At 62.8% G+C, this 22,209-nt stretch carries 13 protein-coding genes and 1 CRISPR repeat array; of the genes, 9 read left to right on the top strand and 4 right to left on the bottom strand.

Annotation, left to right across the window (positions count from 1 at the left end; all coding sequences use genetic code 11):
• Window positions 1-2: 2 nt before the first annotated feature.
• Window positions 3-740, bottom strand: coding sequence for an energy-coupling factor transporter transmembrane component T (locus C2L80_RS04825; RefSeq protein ID WP_087197011.1), 738 nt, complete (start codon window positions 738-740; stop codon window positions 3-5).
• A gap of 99 nt (window positions 741-839) precedes the next feature.
• Between C2L80_RS04825 and C2L80_RS04820 the strand changes: the two genes are divergently transcribed.
• On the top strand, window positions 840-1,982 hold the full coding sequence (locus tag C2L80_RS04820) for a helix-turn-helix transcriptional regulator (protein ID WP_087197013.1): 1,143 nt from the start codon (window positions 840-842) through the stop codon (window positions 1,980-1,982).
• Window positions 1,983-2,186: 204 nt separating this feature from the next.
• Window positions 2,187-3,173, top strand: coding sequence for a helix-turn-helix transcriptional regulator (locus C2L80_RS04815; protein WP_087197016.1), 987 nt, complete (start codon window positions 2,187-2,189; stop codon window positions 3,171-3,173).
• Window positions 3,174-3,193: 20 nt separating this feature from the next.
• Here C2L80_RS04815 and C2L80_RS04810 read toward each other — a convergent pair whose 3' ends face one another.
• Entirely contained in the window at window positions 3,194-3,664 is a 471-nt protein-coding gene (locus C2L80_RS04810; protein ID WP_087197017.1) for a hypothetical protein, read from the bottom strand.
• A complete protein-coding gene (locus C2L80_RS04805) occupies window positions 3,661-3,987 on the bottom strand; it encodes an HIRAN domain-containing protein (RefSeq protein WP_087197019.1) in 327 nt (108 codons plus the stop codon). The genes C2L80_RS04810 and C2L80_RS04805 overlap by 4 nt, the downstream gene beginning before the upstream one ends.
• Window positions 3,988-4,187: 200 nt before the next feature.
• On the opposite strand from C2L80_RS04805, the gene C2L80_RS04800 reads away from it, so the two are divergent.
• The 7 genes from C2L80_RS04800 to C2L80_RS04770 all read left to right on the top strand — a co-directional run bounded on the left by C2L80_RS04800 (window position 4,188) and on the right by C2L80_RS04770 (window position 19,536).
• The gene (locus tag C2L80_RS04800; protein WP_476707476.1) at window positions 4,188-6,038 is read left to right on the top strand and encodes an NAD(P)-binding protein; all 1,851 of its coding nucleotides are present in this window, start codon (window positions 4,188-4,190) and stop codon (window positions 6,036-6,038) included.
• Entirely contained in the window at window positions 6,031-8,745 is a 2,715-nt protein-coding gene (fdhF, locus tag C2L80_RS04795) for a formate dehydrogenase subunit alpha (protein WP_103262777.1), read from the top strand. Before C2L80_RS04800 ends, fdhF begins: the two co-directional genes overlap by 8 nt.
• A 170-nt stretch (window positions 8,746-8,915) precedes the next feature.
• A complete protein-coding gene (gene cas9, locus C2L80_RS04790; RefSeq protein WP_103262776.1) occupies window positions 8,916-13,034 on the top strand; it encodes a type II CRISPR RNA-guided endonuclease Cas9 in 4,119 nt (1,372 codons plus the stop codon).
• On the top strand, window positions 12,970-13,899 hold the full coding sequence (gene cas1 / locus C2L80_RS04785; RefSeq protein WP_275668732.1) for a type II CRISPR-associated endonuclease Cas1: 930 nt from the start codon (window positions 12,970-12,972) through the stop codon (window positions 13,897-13,899). Before cas9 ends, cas1 begins: the two co-directional genes overlap by 65 nt.
• A 26-nt stretch (window positions 13,900-13,925) precedes the next feature.
• Window positions 13,926-14,234 carry a CRISPR-associated endonuclease Cas2 gene (gene cas2, locus C2L80_RS04780; protein WP_087197026.1) on the top strand — a complete coding sequence of 103 codons (309 nt, stop codon included), beginning with the start codon at window positions 13,926-13,928 and terminating at the stop codon, window positions 14,232-14,234.
• Entirely contained in the window at window positions 14,231-14,911 is a 681-nt protein-coding gene (gene csn2 / locus C2L80_RS04775; RefSeq protein WP_087197028.1) for a type II-A CRISPR-associated protein Csn2, read from the top strand. The genes cas2 and csn2 overlap by 4 nt, the downstream gene beginning before the upstream one ends.
• A 54-nt stretch (window positions 14,912-14,965) precedes the next feature.
• Window positions 14,966-18,290: a CRISPR direct-repeat array (repeat unit 36 nt; unit sequence GTTTTGGAGCAGTGACAAACTGACTGGTAGTCAACC).
• 256 nt (window positions 18,291-18,546) lie between these two features.
• The gene (locus tag C2L80_RS04770) at window positions 18,547-19,536 is read left to right on the top strand and encodes a diaminopimelate dehydrogenase (protein WP_103262775.1); all 990 of its coding nucleotides are present in this window, start codon (window positions 18,547-18,549) and stop codon (window positions 19,534-19,536) included.
• A gap of 509 nt (window positions 19,537-20,045) precedes the next feature.
• On the opposite strand, the gene C2L80_RS04760 is transcribed toward C2L80_RS04770, so the two are convergent.
• The gene (locus C2L80_RS04760) at window positions 20,046-21,470 is read right to left on the bottom strand and encodes an amidophosphoribosyltransferase (protein WP_103262773.1); all 1,425 of its coding nucleotides are present in this window, start codon (window positions 21,468-21,470) and stop codon (window positions 20,046-20,048) included.
• Between the last annotated feature and the right edge of the window lie 739 nt (window positions 21,471-22,209).

The raw sequence follows: 22,209 nt of genomic DNA, 5'->3' as shown, positions 1-22,209 counted from the left end.
ATCTACAGCACCCCCGCGACGCCCTCATGCAGCCGCACGGCCACCAGCGCCCCGCACGCCAGCGCGGTGCCCGCCAAGGCGGCGGCGTCGAGCGCGCGGAACGCGGGGCGGCGGTAGGCCGTCTTGCGGCCCGGCCGGTCGATGCCGCGCGCCACGGCAGCCGCGGCCAGCTCCTCGGCGATCTTCGCCGAGCGCAGCATGAGCGGCACGGCCAGCGCCTCGAACATGGGCGCGGGGCGCGTAAGCAGGTTGCGGACGGAAAGCTCCAGCCCGCGCAGACGCATGGACGCGCTCACGGCCGCGGCCTCCTCGCGCAGGGTGGGGAAGTAGCGCAGCATGATGGCGAAGGGGATCACGAGCGAGCGCGGCATGCGCAGCGCGTACAGCGCGGCCGTGAGGTCGCCTGTTTTCGTGCTGGTGGCGAACACGACGGCGAACAGGGCCACGGGCATGGCGGTGCGCGCCAGCAGCATGGCCGACCCCAGCGCCCCGGCCGCGCCGGCGGGCAGATGGCCGGCCAGCGCGAACAGCCCGACGATGACGAGGTAGCCGCCGATGAACGACAGCGCCGTGCGGGCGCGTCCCATCGCGAAGCACAGCGCCGCTACCACGGCGAACAGCACGCTGCCCCATGCAAGGTCCTTCACGAGCGCTCCGGTGAACACGATGAGGCAGAGCAGGATGAGCTTCGTGCGCACATCGAGCCGATCCGCCCGCGTGGCGGCGGTTTTCTTCTGCATGAAACCCTCTTTCCAAACGAAGCGTTTGCGATACCATAAAAAAGTAACCATTGGAGAACATGAGCGCGAGGGCGGCGGGAAGGAAAGGACCGGGCTCATATGAAAAACGGCGAATCGGATAGGTTTGAGGGGCGTGGGGCCGAAGATGAGCGGGGGATCGCGAAAACGTGTGGCAGGCGCGATGCGCGGGAGGAGGGCGCGAGGTTCGTCAACGAGACGTTCGACGACGCCTTGGCGCGTATCGGGCTGCTGCCCGCGCCGCCTGTGACAGGCGAAGCCGGGGGCGTTTTGTACCGGGGCGACGGCGTGCGTTCGACGGGCTGGTACTGGGCGTGGTCGCTCGGGCGCGAGGCCGTGGTGGCGTCGTGTGACTTCACCCTGCTGTGCAGCTGCGAGTTCAGTTTCGATTTTCACCGCTACTTCGCGGTGCGTCGCGAGAGGGCGGGGCTGCTGCCGCCCTGCGAGGCGCGCGCTTTTCTGGAAACGCGTTCGCGTCCGGCGGCGTTGCTGCTGCCGCGGGGAATCCGCTTCGCCTACACCGAGGTGGAGTACGCTGACGAGTACTGCCGCGCCAACTTGGGCGGCGGGCTGACCGAGGTTCTGGGGCCGGTGGCGGCAGTGCTCCAAGCGACCGGCGAGCGAGGCGCGTGGCGACCCGAGGTGGTGAGCCTGCTGAAAGCGCTCGAAGAGACGGCGCGGACCCATGCGGGCCAGACATCCCGATCGGGCCTCTCCCGCGCTTCTTGCGCGTCGGATGAGCTTATCCTGCGGGGATCGGTGGACGCTCTCATGGGGCAGGTGCTGCGGATGGAGGGGGATCGGATCGGATCCGTCGGCCGAGACGATGCTTTCGGCATTGCGGCGGTGGTGGAGCACATTCGCGCGCATCTCGACGAGCCGCTGAGGCAGGAGGATTTTCTTGCGCTTTCGCGTATGGGCAAGACGAAGTTCAAAAGCGTGTTCAAAGCGGTCATGGGCAAAACCGCCGCCGGCTTTGTGGCCGAGACGCGCATCGAGCACGCTTGCCAGCTGCTGCTTGATGGCAGCATGGCGGTGACGGACGTCGCGCGCGCATGCGGATACGAATCCCCCACGAGCTTTTCCGCGGCGTTTCGCCGCCGGACGGGGCTTTCGCCCCGTGCGTGGCGTCGTCGCGCGCGCATCGCATTCTCTGACGATCCGCAAGCTTTCGTTCGCCTTGCGCAGGGGATCAAGGGGATGGAGCGGGAGGGCGGACGGTAAGGGCCTTTCGGAAGGGGTCTTGCATGTTTGGGGCGGTCGCTCGCCTCAAGCGCGGCCCCTCGCTTTTTCGCGGATCCGGGGGTGTGCCGGATCTGCGGAGGTCGAGCGCGCGGATCGGGAGCGTCTGCCGATTTTTCGCGACGGGAAAGGGGAGGTCGCTCTATACTCGCTCCTGGAGGGCCGCATTCGATGCAAGGAGGGGCCGTGGCCGCGAACCGCCAGAAACTCAAGCTGCTCTACCTCATGCGCATGCTCATGGAGGAGACGGACTCCGAACGGGGGCTGACGATGGCGCAGATCCTCGAGGGATTGGAGGAGCTGGGCATCTCGGCCGAGCGCAAATCCGTCTACCGCGACATCGAGGCGCTGCGCGAGTTCGGCGTGGACGTGCGCGCTTATCAGCGCGCGCCGGTGGAGTACGGCGTGGAGGAGCGCGACTTCGCCTTCCCCGAGCTTGTGCTGCTCGTGGATGCGGTGCAAAGCTCGCGTTTCCTCACGCAGCGCAAAAGCGACGCGCTCGTAGAGGGGGTGAAGCGCCTCGCGTCTCGGCGCCAGCGCGCGCTGCTCGACAAGCGCGTGCACGTGGAGGGCCGCATCAAAATGCAGAACGAGTCGGTGTACTACAGCGTCGACCGCATCCAGGAGGCGCTTGCGAAGCGGCGCAAGGTGTCATTTCTCTATTTCAAATACGACGCGGCGAAGGAGAAGGTCGCGCAGCATGGCGGGGACCGCTACGTCGAGACGCCCGTGCAGCTTGTGTACGCCGAAGGGTACTACTATCTGGTGGCGTTCAACGAGAAGCACGACGGGTTCGCCACGTACCGCGTCGACCGCATGGACCGCATCCGCGTGCTCGACGAGCCGGCGGTGCGCAACGAGCGCATCGCCACGTTCGACGCGCAAAAGCTCGAGAGCCGTGCGTTCGGCATGTACAGCGGGAGCCCGGTCGCGGCGACGCTTTTGGTGAGCGACGAGGCGATGGGCGCGGTCATCGATCGGTTCGGGCGCGAGGTGAAGTCGTCTTTGGCGGGCGCGGGCAGGGCGCGCGTGCATGTGACCGTTATGAAGAGCCCCGTGTTCTTCGGCTGGCTCGCGCAGTTCGGCGACCGCGTGCGCGTGGAGAAGCCGCGGGCGCTCGCCGACGAGTACCGCGACTACCTCGCCGCCATCGCGGCCTCGTACGACGAGTAGGCGCCGCGAGCGGGGCGCGCTCATACCGCGCATGGAAGTGCGCGGACGGCGTGCCCGCCCAGCGCGATGCGGCCTCCGTCGTCGAGCGCGACCTGCGCTCCCACGAGCAGACCTTTCTCGTCGGTTTCCAGTTCGATGTCGACAACGGTGTGGTCGATGGCGTACGAACAGGGGCGAAAGCACTCCCAGTGCAGCGCGCATCCCAACGCCGCCGTGGGCGCTGCGGTGTCGACGGTGCCGAAGAGCAGCGCGATGTGCGGCGCGCGCATCGCGAACGCGGCAAGGTCGCATGCTTCGAGGCGCAGGACGGTCGGCGTGCCGGGGAGCCAAGAGCGTGCGCGTTCGTCCCAGAGCGCAAGCACGTCGGCCACCTGCTCGCCGACGACCGCGTGCGCCTGCCGGGCGCTTTCGTCGGCGAGGGCCAGCGGATCGTCGAACCATCGATGGTAGAGCCGTGCGAACGCCGTCGCGGCGCCGACGCCCCGGTTCATCGGGCGTCCCTCACGAAAAGCCCCGCGCGCACCTGCCTCCACGGTGCCGCCTCGGGATCCACCTGGAGGGCGCGCAGCTCGAACGCGTCGGCGTGTCCGAAGCGGCTCATGAGCGCGACGAGAGGGCTTTCGTCGGCGGGCAGGTACCCGATCTTGGTTCCGTCGAGGCGCACGGCCACCGCGTCGGGGTCGTGCGGGTTGTCGGGCTCGGGCGCGAGGCCGAGTGCGATGCCGGGTTTGAGCCGGTCGAGGACGAGCGCCCCGTCCCAATGCTGGAAGCCGGCGAGGTGGAAGGTCGCGAGATGGCGTGACGGCTCGTACATGGTGCTCCTCCTTCGTTTGCGAACCTGCAACGCATCATACGCGTGAGATTTTTCTTGCCTGTCCCTTCTGTGGGACTTGCGAAAAAAAGAACATCTGTACGATAGTTTTGCCAGTTCGTGCTGACCGTGTCGGTTCGCCGAGCGCTCGGGCGAAGGGGCAGGCGCTTGCGCTAGAATACGGAGGAGTTCGTTCGATCAGGGTGGAGGAGACGTTGACGAGACTATCGATCGCGCCGCGGGCGCGCGATGACGCGGGGGTGGCCGCGGTGGCCGAGCGCTTTTCCCGGCGCGTGCGCACCGTGCCGCCGGGGACGTGCCCCCTTGCGTTCGAGCTGTCGTTTCTGCAGGCGTCGGCGGCGCAAACGTGCGGAAAGTGCGTGCCGTGCCGCGACGGATTGCCGCAGCTTGCGGCGATGCTTTCTCGCGTGGTGTCGTGCGAGGCCAACGAGGGGGATGTTGCGCGCATGCGCGCGCTCGCCGAAATGGTGCGCGACACTTCGGACTGCGCCATCGGCTACGAGGCGGCCGGGGCCCTGCTCGATGGCCTCGCCGCGTTCTCCGACGAGCTCGAAAGCCACCTGACGGCGGGTCGTTGCCAGAAGGGGGTGGGGCAGACCGTTCCGTGCGAGACGCTTTGCCCTGCGCATGTGGACGTGCCGGGCTATATCGCATGCGTGGCCGCAGGCGCCTACGCCGATGCGGTGAACGTCGTGCGCAAGGACAATCCGTTTCCCACGGCCTGCGCGTTCGTGTGCGAGCATCCCTGCGAGGCGCGCTGCCGCCGCGCGCTCATCGACGCGCCCGTGAACATCCGCGGCATCAAGCGCTACGCGGTGGACGCCGCTTCGGCAGACACCGTGGCACCGCCGCCGCGCAGCGTGGACACCGCGCGCACGGTTGCCGTGATCGGCGGCGGCCCGAGCGGTTTGACCTGCGCGTACTTTTGCGCGCTCATGGGCCATCGCGTGACGGTGTTCGAGGCGCGCGAACGTCTCGGCGGCATGATGCGCTACGGCATCCCCGCGTACCGCTTTCCGCGCGAGCGCCTCGACGAGGACATCCGCAGCATCATGCAGGCCGGAACCATTACCGTGCGCTGCGGCGTCGAGGTGGATGCGGAGACGCTGCGCGACATAGCGGGAACGTTCCACGCCGTGTACGTGGCCGTGGGCGCGCAGGCGGGCAAGGGGCTTTCGCTTCCGGGAGCGCAGGCCGAGGGCGTGCTTTCGGCGGTGGATCTTCTGGGGGCCGTCGGCGATGGCGCGCAGCCCGATTTCTCGGGCAAGCGCGTGGTCGTGGTGGGCGGCGGCAACGTGGCCATGGACTGCGCCCGCACGGCGGTCCGTGCGGGCGCCGAGGAGGTGTCGGTGGTGTACCGCCGCCGTCGCGAGGATATGACGGCGCTCGCCACCGAGGTGGAGAGCGCCGTGGCCGAGGGCGTGGAGCTCATCACGCTCGAGGCTCCGGAGCGCATCGAGCGCGACGGAAAGGGGCGCTGCGCGGCGCTCGTCACGCGCCCGCAGATGATCGGCCCCGTGAAGCGCGGCCGACCCGCGCCCGTCGCGGCCGACAAGCCCGAGCGTCTCATTCCCGCCGATATCGTCCTCGTCGCGGTGGGGCAGGACGTCGTCACCGCGCCGTTCGAGGGGTTCGGCATGCAAGCCGACCGGGGGCGCCTCGTTGCCGACGAGCGTCTGCGCGCCGCGGGATTCGAGCATATCTTCGTGGGCGGCGACTGCCAGACGGGGCCGGCGACGGTCATCCGCGCCATCGCAGCGGGAAAGGTGGCTGCGCGCAATATCGACGAGCATCTGGGCTTTCACCACAAGCTGGCCTACGAGGTGGAGGTGCCGAGCGCCCTTCCGAACGACCGCACGCCCATGGGGCGCGTGGAGCTGGGGGAGCGTCCGGCGCGTGAGCGCAAGCGGGATTTTCTGAACGTTGAGACGGGCATGAGCCGCGAGGAGGTTGCGCAGGAATGCGGGCGGTGTCTGCGCTGCGATCGGTTCGGCTGCGGCGTGCTCGAGGGAGGCAGGGAGCAGTATGCCTAACATCATCATCGACGGCGTCGCGGTGGAGGCCGCAGCGGGCGTGACCATCCTCGAGGCCGCGAAGGGGGCCGATATCCGCATCCCGACGCTGTGCTGCTTGCGAGAGCGCGGCACCATCGCCTCGTGCCGCGTGTGCGTGGTGGACGTGGAGGGCCTCGATCATCCGGTTCCGGCGTGCTCGACGCCTGTGCGCGAAGGCATGGCGGTGACGACGTCCTCTCCGCGCGTGGAGGCCTACCGCCGCATCGCGCTTGAGCTCATCGTCGCCGACCACGGGCTCGACTCCACGAACTACTGCTTCTCATGCAAGAAGAACGGCGCGTGCGAGCTGCAGGATCTGTGCCGCGAGTTCGGCGTGCTCGCGTCTTCCTACGAGGTGGCGCAGAAGCGCGAGCCGGTGCTCGACGCCAACCCGTTCCTCTCCTACGACCCCAATCTGTGCATTCGCTGCCAGCGCTGCGTGGGGGCGTGCAACGAGGCCGCGCACAACCACACGCTTGTTGCCGGGAAGCGCGGCGTGCGCACGACCATCGAGGCGCCGTTCGGCGAAGGGTGGCGCGCCACTGACTGCGAGTCGTGCGGCAACTGCGCGCAAGCGTGCCCGACCGGAGCGCTCGTCGAGAAGCGCCGGACGGACTACCGTTTATGGGAGACGGAGCGCGTGCGCACGACATGCCCGCATTGCGGCGTGGGCTGCCAGCTCGATCTCGTGGTGAAAGACGGCCGCATCGTGGACGCCGAGGCGGCCGACGGCCCGTCCAACCACGGCCTTCTGTGCGTGAAGGGGCGTTCGGCCAGCTTCGACTTCGTGGATGCGCCCGATCGCCTCTCCACGCCGCTTGTGCGCAATCCCGCCACGGGAGAGCTCGAGCCCGCCGCTTGGGACGACGCCCTCGATCTGGTGGCGCGCCGCTTCACGGAGCTGCGCGACGCGCACGGGGGCGAATCGCTTGCCGCGTTCGCGTGCTCGCGCTCCACGAATGAGGATATCTACCTGTTTCAGAAGATGGCCCGCGCGGCGTTCCACACGAACAACGTGGATTGCTGCGCGCGTGTTTGACACGCCCCCACGGTCGCCGGTCTGGCGACCATGCTTGGTTCGGGGGCGATGACGAACTCAATCGAAGACGTGACGCGCAAGGCCGACGTCATCATGCTCGTGGGGTCGAACCCCGAAGAGGCGCATCCGGTCATCGGCATGCAGATCCGCGCCGCGGTCGAGCGGGGATGCCGGCTCATCGTGGTGGATCCGCGCGACATCGGGCTGGCGGCGCAAGCCGACATCCATTTGAAGCTGAGGCCGGGCACGAACGTCGCGTTCGCGAACGGCGTCGTGAACTACCTCATCCAAAACGACCTCTACGACGAGGACTTCGTGCGCGAGCGCACCGAGGGCTTCGAGATACTTGCCGCCACCGTGCGCGACTGCACGCCCACATGGGTGGAGGAGGTGTGCGGCATCGATCGGCGCGATCTCGTGCAGGCGGCGCGGATGTACGCCGCAGCCGATGCTGCGGCCATCATGTACTGCCTTGGCGTGACCGAGCACTCGACGGGCACCGACGGCGTCATGGCGCTGTCGAACATCGCGATGATCACGGGGAACCTCGGCAAACCGGGTGGCGGCGTGAACCCGCTGCGCGGTCAGAACAACGTGCAGGGCGCTTGCGACATGGGCGCGGGCCCGGACGATCTGCCCGGATACCAGAAAGTGGCCGATCCCGAGGTGGCGCGTCGCTTCGAGAAGGCGTGGGGCGTGCCGCTGCCCCGCACGCGCGGCCTCAAGGCGACCGAGTGCTTCCCGGCCATGATCGAGGGCGGCATCAAGGGGCTGTTCCTCTTCGGGGAGGATCCCGTGCGCACCGATCCCGACACGGCGCACGTCATCCGGGCGCTCGAGGCGCTCGAATTCCTCGTGGTGGACGACCTGTTCCTCACCGAGACGGCGAAGTACGCCGACGTCGTTTTGCCCGGTCGCAGCTACGCCGAGAAGGAGGGCACGTTCACGAACACCGAGCGGCGCGTGCAGCGCGTGCGCAAGGCGGTCGCGGGGCCGACGGGCGCGCGATTGGACACGGAGATGTTCACCGAGGTCATGAACCGCATGGGCTATGCTCAGCCGTCTCTGAGCGCAGCTGAGATCATGGACGAGGTCGCCTCGCTCACGCCTTCTTACGGCGGGATGAGCCATGAGCGCCTTGACGGCTCGGCGCTTGCCGGCCGCGGTTTGCAGTGGCCCTGTCCGAGCGAGGCCCATCCCGGCACGCCCATCCTGCACATGGGCGAGTTCGCCTTGGGGCTCGGCGCGTTCTCGACTCCCGAGTACCGGCCTTCGGCCGAGCTGCCCGATGCGGAGTACCCGCTTATGCTGACGACGGGGCGCGTCCTTTACCAGTACAACGCCTGCGCCATGACCGGCAGGACGGACGGCGTGAACGAGATCATCGATCACTCGTTCATCGAGATCAACGAACGCGACGCTGCGGCCCTCGGCGTTTCCGACGGCGACCGCGTGCGCGTCTCGTCGCGTCGCGGCACCATCCAGTCCACGGCCCGCGTGTCCGGCAAGACGAATCCCGGCCAAACCTGGATGCCCTTCCATTTCCAGGACGGCAACAGCAACTGGCTCACGAATGCCGCCCTCGACCGCGTGTCGAAGGCTCCCGAGTACAAGGTGTGCGCCGTGAAGGTGGAGAAGATCGGCTAGCCTGAAAAGCGAAGGATCCCGCAGGGGATCCTTCGCGTTCGGAGTCAATGTGCCGCCTCCGCGGCGCCCGAAGGCAAGTAAGGCTCAGCCTTTATTTTGACTCGCAGTGACATCTTGACTGGTATCAAGATATGCCCCATTCTAGCAGGTGCCTCGAGAAAGGGAAACCCATGAATTTGCGCAATGTCGAGTCGTACCAGATCGGATTGGATATCGGCACCGGATCGGTGGGGTGGGCCGTCCTCGATGAGAACGGGGATCTGTGCCGCTTCAAAGGGAAGCCCACGTGGGGAAGCCGCATTTTCCCGTCGGCTCAAACGGCGGCCGATGCGCGGATGCACCGTGGGCAGCGCAGACGCTACGACCGCCGGCGGCAGCGCCTTGACTGGCTCCAGGAAATATTCGCCCCCGAAATGGCCAAGGTCGATCCGGAGTTCTTCGTTCGCATGAACCAAGCGCGGCTTCATCCGGAGGATCGGGCCGAGGGGCATCGCGATTACCGCTGGCCGTTGTTCAACGACGCGGGCTTCACCGAGGCCGACTACTACAAGCGCTTTCCCACCATCTACCATCTGCGCGCATGGTTGACCGAGGCGGACGAGAAAGCGGACATCCGCCTCATCTACCTCGCATTTCACAACATCGTGAAGCATCGGGGCAATTTCCTGCATGAGGACAACCCTGCGCTCAGCGCCAGAAACGCCAATATGAAAGAAGCGGTGAAACGGCTGCGCGAAGCGCTTGAAGACTGGTGCGAGGAACATGACATCGAGTGCGCTTTCGACGAGGATGCTTTGGTTCGGGCGCTCAGCGACGCTTCTTTGAGGGCGGCCGAGAAGCGCGAGAGGGCCGAAGCGGCGCTCGGCGTCGAGAAAGCGTACAAGAAGCTGGCCAAAGCGGTGTCTTCCGCCGTGGTGGGATATGCGGCCGAGTTCTCGCACGTCTTCTTCGTTGAAGCCGAGGGCAGCAAGTTCGCGCTCTCCAACGATGAGAAGGTCGAAGCGTACGCGTGCCCCGACGAGGGGCGCGACCTGTTCGAGGCGATGCAGAAGGTGTACTCGTCCTACGTGCTGATGGGCATTTTGAGCGAGGCGCAAGGCAAGACGCTCTCGTTTTGCAAGGTGGGGGAGTACGAGCGCTACGCCCGCGACCTTGAGACGCTCAAGGGCCTGGTGCGTGCCTACGGGCCCGAGCGCTACGACGAGTTCTTCCGCGGTCCGTTTTACGAGGGGACGCACGACTACAACCCGGACAAGGCGAAGGGCTACACCAAATACAACTTGGGCACGAGCAAACTCTCGCACGAGGACTTCCTCAAAGAGGTGCGGAAGCTGCTTGCGGATATCGGCGCGCAAGAAGACGAGCGGTACGCAGCCGTTGAGCGCGCGATCGAGGCGGGCACGTTTTTGCGGCGCCTTAAAACGAGCGACAACGGCTCCATTCCCTACCAGCTGCATTTGGAAGAGTTGGAGGCCATCATCGAGCGGCAAGCGCGGCACTATCCCTTCCTCGCACAGGAAAAAGGCAAGCTGAAATCCCTCGTGTCGTTCCGCATCCCCTATTACGTGGGGCCTCTGACGACGAAAAACGCTGCGGTTGACGGCAAGGGGGAGGCGCGCTTTGCGTGGTCGTCGCGCAAGCAGGGAATGGAAAACGAGCGCGTCTACCCGTGGAACTGGGAAGACGTCATCGACAAAGATCAAAGCGCGGAGGACTTCATCCGGCGCATGACGGGCACCTGCACCTACTTGAAAGGCGAGCCGGTGCTGCCGCGCTGCTCGCTTGCCTACGAGATGTTCTGCGTGCTGAACGAGCTGAATGGCGCGAAGTGGACGCAGGACGGCGACAAGAGTTATCGCTTCGATGCGGCTGATCGCCTGGGCATCGTGGAGGAACTCTTCAAGAAGCGCAAGCGCGTGACCTACGAGGCGGTGGAGAAATGGCTGGCGAAGAGGCACGGGCCGGAGGGCGGCAAGTCTGTCGGCGGCGCGTACCACGTGTCCGGCGGGCAGGGTGAGGACGCGTTCGAGTCGCAGCTCTCCTCGCACTACGACTTCTGCAAGATCCTCGAGGTCGACGAGCTGTCCGAAGCCGATGCGGCTATGGCCGAGGATGTTGTTCTGTGGAACACTGTGTTCGAGGATCGCTCCATTTTGAAGCGCAAGATCAAACTTGCTTACGGCGACCGTTTGAGCGATGCGCAGATAGGCAGGCTTTGCAAGAGGCGCTACACCGGATGGGGAAGGTTGTCGAGCGAGCTTCTGTGCGGGTTGCGCAGCGCCACCGACAACGGCCCCAAGACCATCATGGACATCTTGCTGGAAGGCGATCCGAACCATGCGCGCCGCATGGGGGCTGCCATGAACCTCATGGAGATACTCCACGACGACCTGCTGGAATTCCAAGCGAAGATAGACGAGCGCAATCTCGAGCGCGCGCACGAGGCGGGCGGGATGTCGGTCGACGAGGTGACGGGCTCGCCGGCTTTGCGCCGCGGCATCAACCAGGCGCTTCGCATCGTGGAGGAAGTCGCGCGAATCGCCGGAAAGCCTCCGGCGCATATCTACGTCGAGGTGACGCGCGACGAGGATTCCCGCAACAAGGGCCGGCGAACCACGAGCCGCTATCGGGCTTTGGACGCGGCGCTCTCCAGCTTGAAAAGCCAGCATGCCGACGTGTACGCCGAACTGAAGGAGCGCGACTCGCACGCGCTCGACGACGAGCGGCTTACACTCTACTTCATGCAGTGCGGCAAGTGCATGTACTCGGGCAAGCCGCTGGACATCAACAAGTTGCAGACGTATCACGTGGATCATATCCTGCCGCAGTCCTACACCAAAGACGACAGCTTCGAGAACAAGGTGCTGGTGTACGCGGATGAGAACGAGCGCAAGCTCGATTCGCTGCTGCTGGACCAGAAGCTCATCGCGCGCATGCAGGGGTTTTGGCGCACGCTGCGCGATGCGGGGCTCATCGGTGACAAGAAGTTCAACAACCTGACGCGTACGAGCGTGGGAGACGAGCTGATGAGGAAGTTCGTCAGCCGCCAGCTGGTGGAGACGAGCCAGATCGTGAAGCAGGTGCAGCAGCTGCTTCAGGCGCGCTATCCCGAAAGCGATGTGCGACCGGTGAAAGCGGGCGTCTCGCATCAGCTGCGCGAGCAGTGCGGGCTTGTGAAGAGCCGCGAGATCAACGACTTCCACCATGCGCACGATGCTTATCTGGCATGCCAAGTGGGGCGGTTCATTCAATATCGTCATAGCGCTGTATACGACGAGCCGGTGAAGATGGCGGCGGTGGTGCGGCAGTTCATCAAAAAGCAGGCGGACGACTATCGCCGGACGCGCGAGATGCCGGGTTCTGCGGGATTCATCGTGTCGAGCTTCCTGACGCCAGGCTTCGACGTGGAGACGGGCGAGGTGTTCCGCGATGCGTGGGATGCGGACTTCGAGGTCGATCGTATCAAACGCTGCTTCGACTACAGGGATTGCTTCATCTCGCGCATGCCCGAGGAGACGAGGGGGGCGTTTTGGAACCAGCAGCCGCTTCCTGCTCACGGTAAAGAAAAGAAGCTGCCTTTGAAGAAGGGCCTTTCTCCGAAAAAGTACGGCGGCTATTCGGGCGAGCAATTCTCGTATTTCATGCTGTATCGTGCGTTGGATGCCAAGGGGAAGCCCTGTGCCAAGTTCGTGGGGGTTCCTTTGCCAGTTGCACGCGAGATAGCTTGCGGCAAGTTGACCGTCGAGCAGTATGCGATGAGCGTTGCGGATGCCGAGGGTTTGCGATTCGAGAGGATTTTGAGGGGTCGTATCCTTAAGTATTCCAAGGTGTATTACGGTGGCGACGAATTCTACCTCTCCGCGTTGGATGTGGTGTATTCCGCTCGTCAGCTAGCGTTGACGGGGGAGCTGCTCAAGGTGGCGGCGGATGTTTGCGACAAGAGGATCGATGCAGAGCGTTTAGACGAAGCTGCTATGGGTCGGCTTTTCGATGAGCTGAGGGATAAGGCTCTCTATCTGTGCTCAAGATTTAAGACTGTTCGGGATGTGCTAGATAAGGGTCGCGATTCATTCCTTGCTCTGACGAAGAGCGAGAAACGGTTGCTGCTTGTCGGCTTGATCGAGTTCTATGCTGGGAAAAAACAGCGAGTGTCTCTGTCCCTTATCGGGGGTTCTCCTAATGCGGGGAAGATAACCAACAGCTTCCTGCACGCTAAAATAGAGGATGTGGTGTTCGCCGACACCTCGGTCACCGGCATGTTCGAAAGGCGTGAGACGATTGGCCTTTAGGACCGTCTTCATCGAGAGCCGATGCCGATGCAGCTACCAAGGCGGTTATCTCGTGGTGCGAAAGACAGACGATACGAAGAAGATCCACCTGTCTGAAATATCGTCCATTATCCTGCAGAACACGCAGGTGTATTTGAGCGCCTATCTGCTCGCGGAGTTGGCGAAGTGCAAGATATCGCTGGTCGTTGCCGACGAGAAATGCAACCCCATCGGGCAATACCTTCCGCTGTACGGTGCCCATAACGCCAGTAAGCGCGTGGCGGAGCAGCTGTCGTGGGGCGAGCCAATCAAGAAGCGCGTGTGGCAGCAGGTGGTCAAGGAGAAGATTCGCCAGCAAGCGCGCGTGCTTGAGGAGAAGGGACTTGTGGAAGCTGCGAGGCGGCTCTATGCGAGTCGCGATGAGGTGAAGTCCGGCGACACGACCAACCGGGAAGCCCATGCGGCGCGTGCGTACTTCGCAACGCTGTTCGGTCGCGATTTCTCTCGCGATGAGGATATTCCGGTCAATGCGGCTCTGAACTATGGGTATGCCGTGCTGCTCTCTATGGTGAACCGGGAAGTGGTTTCGCGCGGGTACTTGACGCAATGTGGCATCTGCCATCGCAGCGAGTACAACCAGTTCAATTTCTCGTGCGATCTGATGGAGCCCTTCCGCCCTATCGTTGACCGCTTGGCGTACGAGTATGCGCAAGAGCTTTTCGATCAGGATGTGCGGCGCTTGCTGGGCGATTTAGGAAATCGCGTCGTGACGTACAAGGGTGGGTCGTATCGGCTGCATTCGGTGGTGTCCCTTTTCGTGCAGGATTGCCTTGCGGCACTCAATAAGAACGTGGCACCATCCAAGATCGAGGGCTTTGAGCAGTGACGGGCGCTCGAGAGAGGATCCGGTACATGAGGGTGTTCGTGTTCTTCGATCTGCCGATCGACACGGCGGCGCAGCGGAAAGAGTACCGGCTGTTCCGCAAGTATCTTATCAAAGAGGGGTACCTCATGTTGCAAGAATCGGTGTATGCGAAGCTGGTGGTGAACGACGCACAGGCGGGCGCAGCCATCAACCGCTTGCGGCAGCACCGCCCGCCGGCTGGATTGGTGCAAGCGCTCAAGGTGACGGAGAAGCAGTTCGCCACGATGGAGTTCATCACGGGGGCGAGGCAGTCGCATGATGAGCTTGATACGTTGGAGGGGTTTGTGGTGCTATGAACCTTGTTCTGTCTGGGTTTTCCGAAGCGCTGACCTTGGGAAGCGACAGGGTGTCGGTGTTGGAGGTTCACAATCGTCGGTTGTTCGCGCGGATATGCCAGTCGTTGGCGTCCGAGCTTGATAGTGAGGCATTAGAGCCGTACGCTTTGTGGAACGGCGAGGATCGGCGCAGTTCCAGAAACTATTTCCTGTTCGTGTTCAACCCTTTCGAGCTTCCTTGGTCGGAAAGGGCGCTGATGGGCGAGGTGCTTGAACGTGTCGAGGATATGTTTCTGGCCGAGGATGACGTGCGCCAAGAAATAGAGACGGCGGGACGGGCGTTGTCGGAGCGGGTGGCGTCGCTGGGGTTGCGGCTTCAATCGGACTATGCCTTTGAAGTACAATGGGAGATGCGGAAATACCTGAAGGCTTTTGATTTCGGCGTTGAGGTCGATCCCTTCGATGCGCTCCTTGACAACCTGATAAAGTTTTTGAAATTCGCATCGGATGCCGCGTTTGAAAAGCAGCTGGTTTTCGTCAATTTGAAGAATTTTTTGGAGCCAGATGAGGTCCAAGAGTTCTATCGACAGGCGGTTTTTCTGGAATTGAACGTGCTGCTGCTTGAGAACGTTCCCGACGATGCGGTTTTCGAATACGAGAGAAAAATGTGTATTGACAAGGACTTTCTTCAATCATGAAGCTATGTGCCAGTCGGCTGTCCGTCCTCCCGCAGAGAGGATTTTGCCCCAACGGTTTTGGAGCAGTGACAAACTGACTGGTAGTCAACCCCGCCAGGACGCCGGACAGCGCGGCGGCGGGTTTTGGAGCAGTGACAAACTGACTGGTAGTCAACCACGGTCATCACCAGCAACTTCAAGGTGAGGTTTTGGAGCAGTGACAAACTGACTGGTAGTCAACCTCCGGCGACTGCCGGGTGGTGGACGGACCGGTTTTGGAGCAGTGACAAACTGACTGGTAGTCAACCGGGCTTCGCGTCATCTTCAAGCAGGGTGTGTTTTGGAGCAGTGACAAACTGACTGGTAGTCAACCGAAAACCTCCTTGTTGAATCCCATGTGTGTGTTTTGGAGCAGTGACAAACTGACTGGTAGTCAACCGAAAACCTCCTTGTTGAATCCCATGTGTGTGTTTTGGAGCAGTGACAAACTGACTGGTAGTCAACCCCGTCACTCTGACGCATGGAACCGAGTACAGTTTTGGAGCAGTGACAAACTGACTGGTAGTCAACCCGTAAAGGAGTCTGAATGCAGTACACCGAGTTTTGGAGCAGTGACAAACTGACTGGTAGTCAACCTGCCCATCACCTTGGAGTGGCGGCGCACCAGTTTTGGAGCAGTGACAAACTGACTGGTAGTCAACCAACCTCGTACTTGCCACCCATGCTACTTGCGTTTTGGAGCAGTGACAAACTGACTGGTAGTCAACCGGCTGCGTGTAGTTATCGGTGTCCATGCGGGTTTTGGAGCAGTGACAAACTGACTGGTAGTCAACCTTACAAGTCCTTCATCACGTGTGGCGACCGGTTTTGGAGCAGTGACAAACTGACTGGTAGTCAACCTTGTACCAAAAGATCAGGGACGAGAACTTGTTTTGGAGCAGTGACAAACTGACTGGTAGTCAACCGCAGACCGTAGCTCACCATGGCGCAGTGCCGTTTTGGAGCAGTGACAAACTGACTGGTAGTCAACCGAGCACAGCCTGCGGGTCCACGTCCTCGGCGTTTTGGAGCAGTGACAAACTGACTGGTAGTCAACCCGGCCACTGGTGGAGCCCGTCGTTGAGGACGTTTTGGAGCAGTGACAAACTGACTGGTAGTCAACCCTGCCCTACTCGGAGTGCCACGCGGCCTGGTTTTGGAGCAGTGACAAACTGACTGGTAGTCAACCTGCCCTGGGTGCCGTTCGTCACCGTGACGTGTTTTGGAGCAGTGACAAACTGACTGGTAGTCAACCCCGCGAGGTCGTCTGCCTTCGACGCGCGGAGTTTTGGAGCAGTGACAAACTGACTGGTAGTCAACCTCGGCGGCGGTCGTGCCCGTGATGCCCATCGTTTTGGAGCAGTGACAAACTGACTGGTAGTCAACCGTAGTCCACCATACGCATGACGTCGAAGGTGTTTTGGAGCAGTGACAAACTGACTGGTAGTCAACCTCTGGACGATGCGCTCAAGGTCGGTCGACAGTTTTGGAGCAGTGACAAACTGACTGGTAGTCAACCGGCCCTCTGTCGTGCCCCAGCGGCCTGTCGGTTTTGGAGCAGTGACAAACTGACTGGTAGTCAACCGTCTGGCCTCGGCCTTCGCAGTGTCCAAGGTTTTGGAGCAGTGACAAACTGACTGGTAGTCAACCGAACGTCGAGCAGAGCGTGTCCAAGGGCGGGTTTTGGAGCAGTGACAAACTGACTGGTAGTCAACCGATCGATCCTAGACACGATGTGCCAGTGGTGTTTTGGAGCAGTGACAAACTGACTGGTAGTCAACCGCTCGCCACGACGTTCGAGCCCGCCACGGGTTTTGGAGCAGTGACAAACTGACTGGTAGTCAACCCGAGAACATCCGCTCGATGATGGAGGAGGCGTTTTGGAGCAGTGACAAACTGACTGGTAGTCAACCATCATATCGATGGCGTTTTTGATGTCGCTGTTTTGGAGCAGTGACAAACTGACTGGTAGTCAACCTGCCTGTTGATGCCGTCGAGGTACCAGTTGTTTTGGAGCAGTGACAAACTGACTGGTAGTCAACCGATGGCGAGCACCTTTTCAGCGTCGTCCTGGTTTTGGAGCAGTGACAAACTAACTGGTAGTCAACCTCGTTTCGCCTCATTCCTCGCCTCCTCTCTGTTTTGGAGCAGTGACAAACTGACTGGTAGTCAACCCCGCCTTCCCGGCGTCCAGCATGTCGCGCAGTTTTGGAGCAGTGACAAACTGACTGGTAGTCAACCGTTCACCGGCGGCTCGATCCCCGGGCGCAAGTTTTGGAGCAGTGACAAACTGACTGGTAGTCAACCCTCGCGCTCGACCTCCTCCAGGTCCTCGGGGTTTTGGAGCAGTGACAAACTGACTGGTAGTCAACCACCCCTCCACGGTGTTGGCGCGCCGGGTGCGTTTTGGAGCAGTGACAAACTGACTGGTAGTCAACCCTCAAGCTGTACGACACGACCGACGCGCCGTTTTGGAGCAGTGACAAACTGACTGGTAGTCAAACCTCTGGTGGCGCGCAGCGTGCCGTCGGCATGTTTTGGAGCAGTGACAAACTGACTGGTAGTCAAACCTGCACGGCGCTCATGGCCCCGTCCGCGTGTTTTGGAGCAGTGACAAACTGACTGGTAGTCAAACCCTCCCATTTGCATACTATTTTACATCATTGTTTTGGAGCAGTGACAAACTGACTGGTAGTCAAACCGCGGTGAACGTCGTTTGGCCGCAATGCGCGTTTTGGAGCAGTGACAAACTGACTGGTAGTCAAACACGGAGCCGGGCGGCGAAACGGGCATCTGAGTTTTGGAGCAGTGACAAACTGACTGGTAGTCAAACCGAATCCCTGGGCGCTCGGTGCCGCGAAGTGTTTTGGAGCAGTGACAAACTGACTGGTAGTCAAACCGACGAGCTCGCCGTCCCGGTAGACCCTGTGTTTTGGAGCAGTGACAAACTGACTGGTAGTCAAACAGCAGGTTTTCCGCGTGGTCGCGGATGTAGGTTTTGGAGCAGTGACAAACTGACTGGTAGTCAAACGGCCGCCTCCGGGCACAGAGGCGGCCACCTGTTTTGGAGCAGTGACAAACTGACTGGTAGTCAAACTGCTCGCCTTGCCGATAAAGCCGTCGACTTGTTTTGGAGCAGTGACAAACTGACTGGTAGTCAACCCCGGTACGTTGATTGGATTGCGAGGACGCTGTTTTGGAGCAGTGACAAACTGACTGGTAGTCAACCGTACGCAGTTATTTCTATCGAGAAGTCCGAGTTTTGGAGTAGTGACAAACTGACTGGTAGTCAACCCGGGGTTCTGCCAGTAGCCGCGCTCGCCCGGTTTTGGAGCAGTGACAAACTGACTGGTAGTCAACCGACCGCGCCAGAATCGGCGACTGCGACTTCGTTTTGGAGCAACGGCGACAGACTGGTGACCAACCTTGGCGTCCGTCGCGAACGACGGGCGGGCGCGTCGACTTCTCGATCGCACAAGGACTTTTCCAACGTTTCCAACTCGTTTCGTTGCGATGGGGCTTTCTTGGAGTTGACCTGCGCATGTTGACTGGGCAGACGGTGTTCGCCGATGATCGTTGCGACAGACAGGCGACAAGATAGAGGCAAGGAGCGAGACATGGCGAAAACGCGCATCGGCATTTTGGGGTACGGCAATCTCGGCAAGGGCGTGGAGCTGGCTTGCCGCCAAAACGACGACATGGAGCTTGTGGCGGTGTTCACGCGCCGCGACCCGGCTGGCGTGAAGCCGCTCACCGAAGGCGTGGCGGTGCGCTCTGCCGACGACCTCGCGGCGCATGCGGACGACATCGACGTGCTCGTCTTGTGCGGCGGCAGCGCGAACGACCTGCCCGAACAGACGCCGTCGTGCGCCGCGCTGTTCAACGTCGTGGACTCCTTCGACACGCATGCGAACATCCCCGATCATTTCGCGCGCGTGGACGCGGCGGCTCGGGAGGGCGGCAAAGTGGCCATCATCTCGGCCGGTTGGGATCCCGGCATGTTCTCGCTCGCGCGCCTTTACGCCACGAGCATCCTGCCCGACGGCGCAGATTACACGTTTTGGGGCCGCGGCGTCTCGCAAGGGCACAGCGATGCCATCCGGCGCATCGACGGGGTGGCCGACGCCCGCCAGTACACGGTTCCCGTGCCCGCCGCGCTCGAAGCCGTGCGCTCGGGCGAGAACCCTCAGCTGACGACCCGCCAGAAGCACACGCGCGAGTGCTACGTCGTGGCCGAGCAGGGTGCCGACAAAGCCGCCATCGAGAAGGCCATCGTCGAGATGCCGAACTACTTCGCCGACTACGACACCACGGTGACGTTCGTCACGCAGGAGGAGCTCGACCGCGATCATGCCGGCATTCCCCACGGCGGCTCGGTCATCCGCTCGGGGGCGACCGGCGAGGCGGGCGAGCATCGCCATGTGGTGGAGTTCTCTCTCAAGCTCGACTCGAACCCCGAGTTCACCGGCAGCGTGCTCGCGGCATGCGCCCGCGCCGTGCATCGTATGAGCCAGGAGGGGCAGACGGGTTGCAAAACGCTGTTCGACGTCCCGCCCGCGTACCTGTCCGCGGCAAGCGCCGAGGAGCTGCGCGCCCACTTGCTGTAAACACGCGCAAACGGGTTTTTCCAGGTAGAATCCGAAGCACGATCGGACGGCCCTGCCGCATGCGGCAGGGCCGTCCGCTGTCGTTCGCCCTCACGCAAGCGCGCTGGCGAACGAGACGACGGCGAACACGATGCCGGCCGCCACGGCGAAGGAGCGATCTTTGGCACTGAGAGGATAGGGCGTTCCCGCCAGGGTTCGTCCAAGGCGGGGCCTGGGGCTGCCGATGCGTTCGGCGCGGGCATGGCGGGGGATCCTCTGAGAGCAGGTGCGCCCGCCCGCGATGACGCGGACTTCGACCGCGCGACGTTCTTGCGAGGGACGGGGGGACGTTTCGGAAAAGGCGACAGCGACTGCGTTCATGGCGGCTCCTTGCGACGCGTTTTCAAGTACGCGTGCAGCATACTGTCTTTTCCGGCGACGCAAGTACCGATAATGGGACAGCAAAGAGGCGAAAGAAAAGGTCTGGCGAGGTGTCCCGCCAGACCGGTCGGCAAGCTTTTGAACTGCGGTTACTCTTCGCCCGTCCAGCAGTACGTGCACACCTTCGCCGGGTCGATGCCGATGGCCTCGAGCATGCCGTCGAGCGACTGATAGCCCAGCGAGTCGAATCCCATCTGCTCGCAGATGGTGCGCAGCATGCACCCGCCTCGCTTCGTGGAGCCGTCGGCGTATTCGGCCAGGTGCCTCTGCCCCTCGTCTCCTTCGAGGTCTTGCACGACGCGCCGCGCGAGCAGATCCATCTCGGACTTCGTGCTGGAGAAGCTCAGGTACTTGCAGCTGAACATGATGGGCGGGCAGGCCGAGCGCATGTGCACTTCCGAGGCTCCGCACTCGTAAAGGAAGTCCACCGTCTCGCGCAGCTGCGTGCCGCGCACGATGGAATCGTCCACGAACAGAAGCTTCTTCCCGCGGATGAGTTCGGGTATGTGGATCTGCTTCATCTTCGCCACGCGGTTGCGCACGTCTTGGTTGCTCGGCATGAACGAACGCGCCCAGGTGGGCGTGTACTTGATGAACGGCCGTCCGAACGGCGTGTGACACTCCGTGGAGTAGCCGATGGCGTGCGGCACGCCCGAGTCCGGCACGCCGGCCACGTAGTCCACCTGCGGCACTCCCGTTCGCGCGGCCTCGTCGCGGGCCATGATCGAGCCGTTGCGATAGCGCATGACCTCGACGTTCACGCCTTCGTAGTTCGAGTTCGGATACCCGTAGTACACCCAGAGAAACGCGCAGATCTTCATGTGGTCGCCGGCGGAGGAGATGGTGCGGTAGCCGTCGGCGTCGATGAGGACGATCTCGCCGGGCCCCAGCTCGTACTCGTCGCGGTATCCCAGCTTGTGGTATGCGAACGACTCGAACGAGATGCAGTGCCCCGCCTCGCTTTTGCCGATGAGCACCGGCAGGCGGCCCATGCTGTCGCGTGCGGCGATGATCTTGCCCTCGTTCGTCATGATGAGCAGCGTGAGCGACCCTTCGATGGCGTTTTGGGCGTGCTTGATGCCCGAGACGAAGTCGTCCTTCTGGTTGATGAGCGCCGCGACGAGCTCGGTGGTGTTCACCTTGCCAGAGCTCATCGCCATGAACTGGCGGCCTCCGCTAGCGAAGTTCTGCTCGACAAGCTCCTCGGCGTTGTTGATGGCGCCGACCGTGGTGACGGCGAACGTTCCGAGGTGCGAGCGCACGAGCAAGGGCTGCGGGTCGGTGTCGCTGATGCAGCCGATGCCGCTGCCGCCGTGGAAGCCGGGCAGGTCGTCTTCGAAGCGCGTGCGGAACGGCGTGTTCTCGATGGAGTGGATCTCGCGCTGGAATCCCTCGTCGGCATCGTGAAACACCATGCCCGCGCATTTCGTTCCAAGGTGCGAGTGGTAGTCCACGCCGAAAAACACGTCAAGCACCACGTCGTTGTGGGACGCCGCCCCGAAGAATCCGCCCATTGCCAGCCTTTCCTCGTCTCCTGCGCCGCGCCGCGTCTTTGCTGCCGCGTCGGCGAGAGCATCAGTATACGGCTCTGCGCGCGCGAATGGGTCGAGGTCGTTCGACGATTCGCGGTTTCTGCACGACTGACTGCGCGAACGGCTGCGATGCGCCGCGCGTTGTCGGGACGTCCCGGCGCGCTTCGGGCGCGCGACCGTGCGGGGCGCCGGGGAGCTCCACCGTGCGCTTGCGGAAGGCGGCTCGCCTCGGCGCGCATTCGAGGCGAGCTGCCTCTTGGCGAGTGCAGGGGAGGCGCGTCCGGAATCGCGGCGAACGGGACGCTGCTGAGGTTGCCGGTTGCGCTGGCCCTCTTCCTCTTTCGCGGCGTTTGCGAGCTCGCTGAGGACTCGTGCGGATTTCTGACCGTTTTCTGGCCACGAAACCGCGCTCTGGCACGGATTCGCGGCTTTTCGTCCCCTGAGGACGGAAAGGGGAGCGAGAATGCCCAGGTGGCGTGAAATCGACTTCGCCGCAAGGGGGCGTTTTCGTGCCAGAACGCGGTTTCGTGGCCATATTTTGCCGAAAACGCCGCACGGGGTCCGGAGCGCTTTCGCGGCTGCGGCGGGAGTGCGTGCCGAGGGCGTCGCGAGGGCGAAGGACGCAGGCGCATCGCGTCGCTTCCGTCGCGTCTGTAAGGGGTGCCGCGTTTCGGGGTCGATTTCGCGGGCGCAGTGAAAGGGGCGGCGAAAGGCGCAGCGG

The organism is Rubneribacter badeniensis (genome assembly GCF_002899695.1).
GTDB classification, from domain to species: domain Bacteria; phylum Actinomycetota; class Coriobacteriia; order Coriobacteriales; family Eggerthellaceae; genus Rubneribacter; species Rubneribacter badeniensis.
This window is presented reverse-complemented; position numbering and strand designations above follow the sequence as displayed.

Coding starts and splice junctions, on each gene's coding strand:
- C2L80_RS04805 (WP_087197019.1), bottom strand. CDS start 3,987: ATGTACGAGCCGTCACGCCATCTCGCGACCTTCCACCTCGCCGGCTTC.
- C2L80_RS04820 (WP_087197013.1), top strand. CDS start 840: ATGAAAAACGGCGAATCGGATAGGTTTGAGGGGCGTGGGGCCGAAGAT.
- C2L80_RS04760 (WP_103262773.1), bottom strand. CDS start 21,470: ATGGGCGGATTCTTCGGGGCGGCGTCCCACAACGACGTGGTGCTTGAC.
- C2L80_RS04810 (WP_087197017.1), bottom strand. CDS start 3,664: ATGAACCGGGGCGTCGGCGCCGCGACGGCGTTCGCACGGCTCTACCAT.
- cas9 (WP_103262776.1), top strand. CDS start 8,916: ATGAATTTGCGCAATGTCGAGTCGTACCAGATCGGATTGGATATCGGC.
- C2L80_RS04770 (WP_103262775.1), top strand. CDS start 18,547: ATGGCGAAAACGCGCATCGGCATTTTGGGGTACGGCAATCTCGGCAAG.
- cas2 (WP_087197026.1), top strand. CDS start 13,926: ATGAGGGTGTTCGTGTTCTTCGATCTGCCGATCGACACGGCGGCGCAG.
- C2L80_RS04825 (WP_087197011.1), bottom strand. CDS start 740: ATGCAGAAGAAAACCGCCGCCACGCGGGCGGATCGGCTCGATGTGCGC.
- cas1 (WP_275668732.1), top strand. CDS start 12,970: ATGTGGTGTTCGCCGACACCTCGGTCACCGGCATGTTCGAAAGGCGTG.
- csn2 (WP_087197028.1), top strand. CDS start 14,231: ATGAACCTTGTTCTGTCTGGGTTTTCCGAAGCGCTGACCTTGGGAAGC.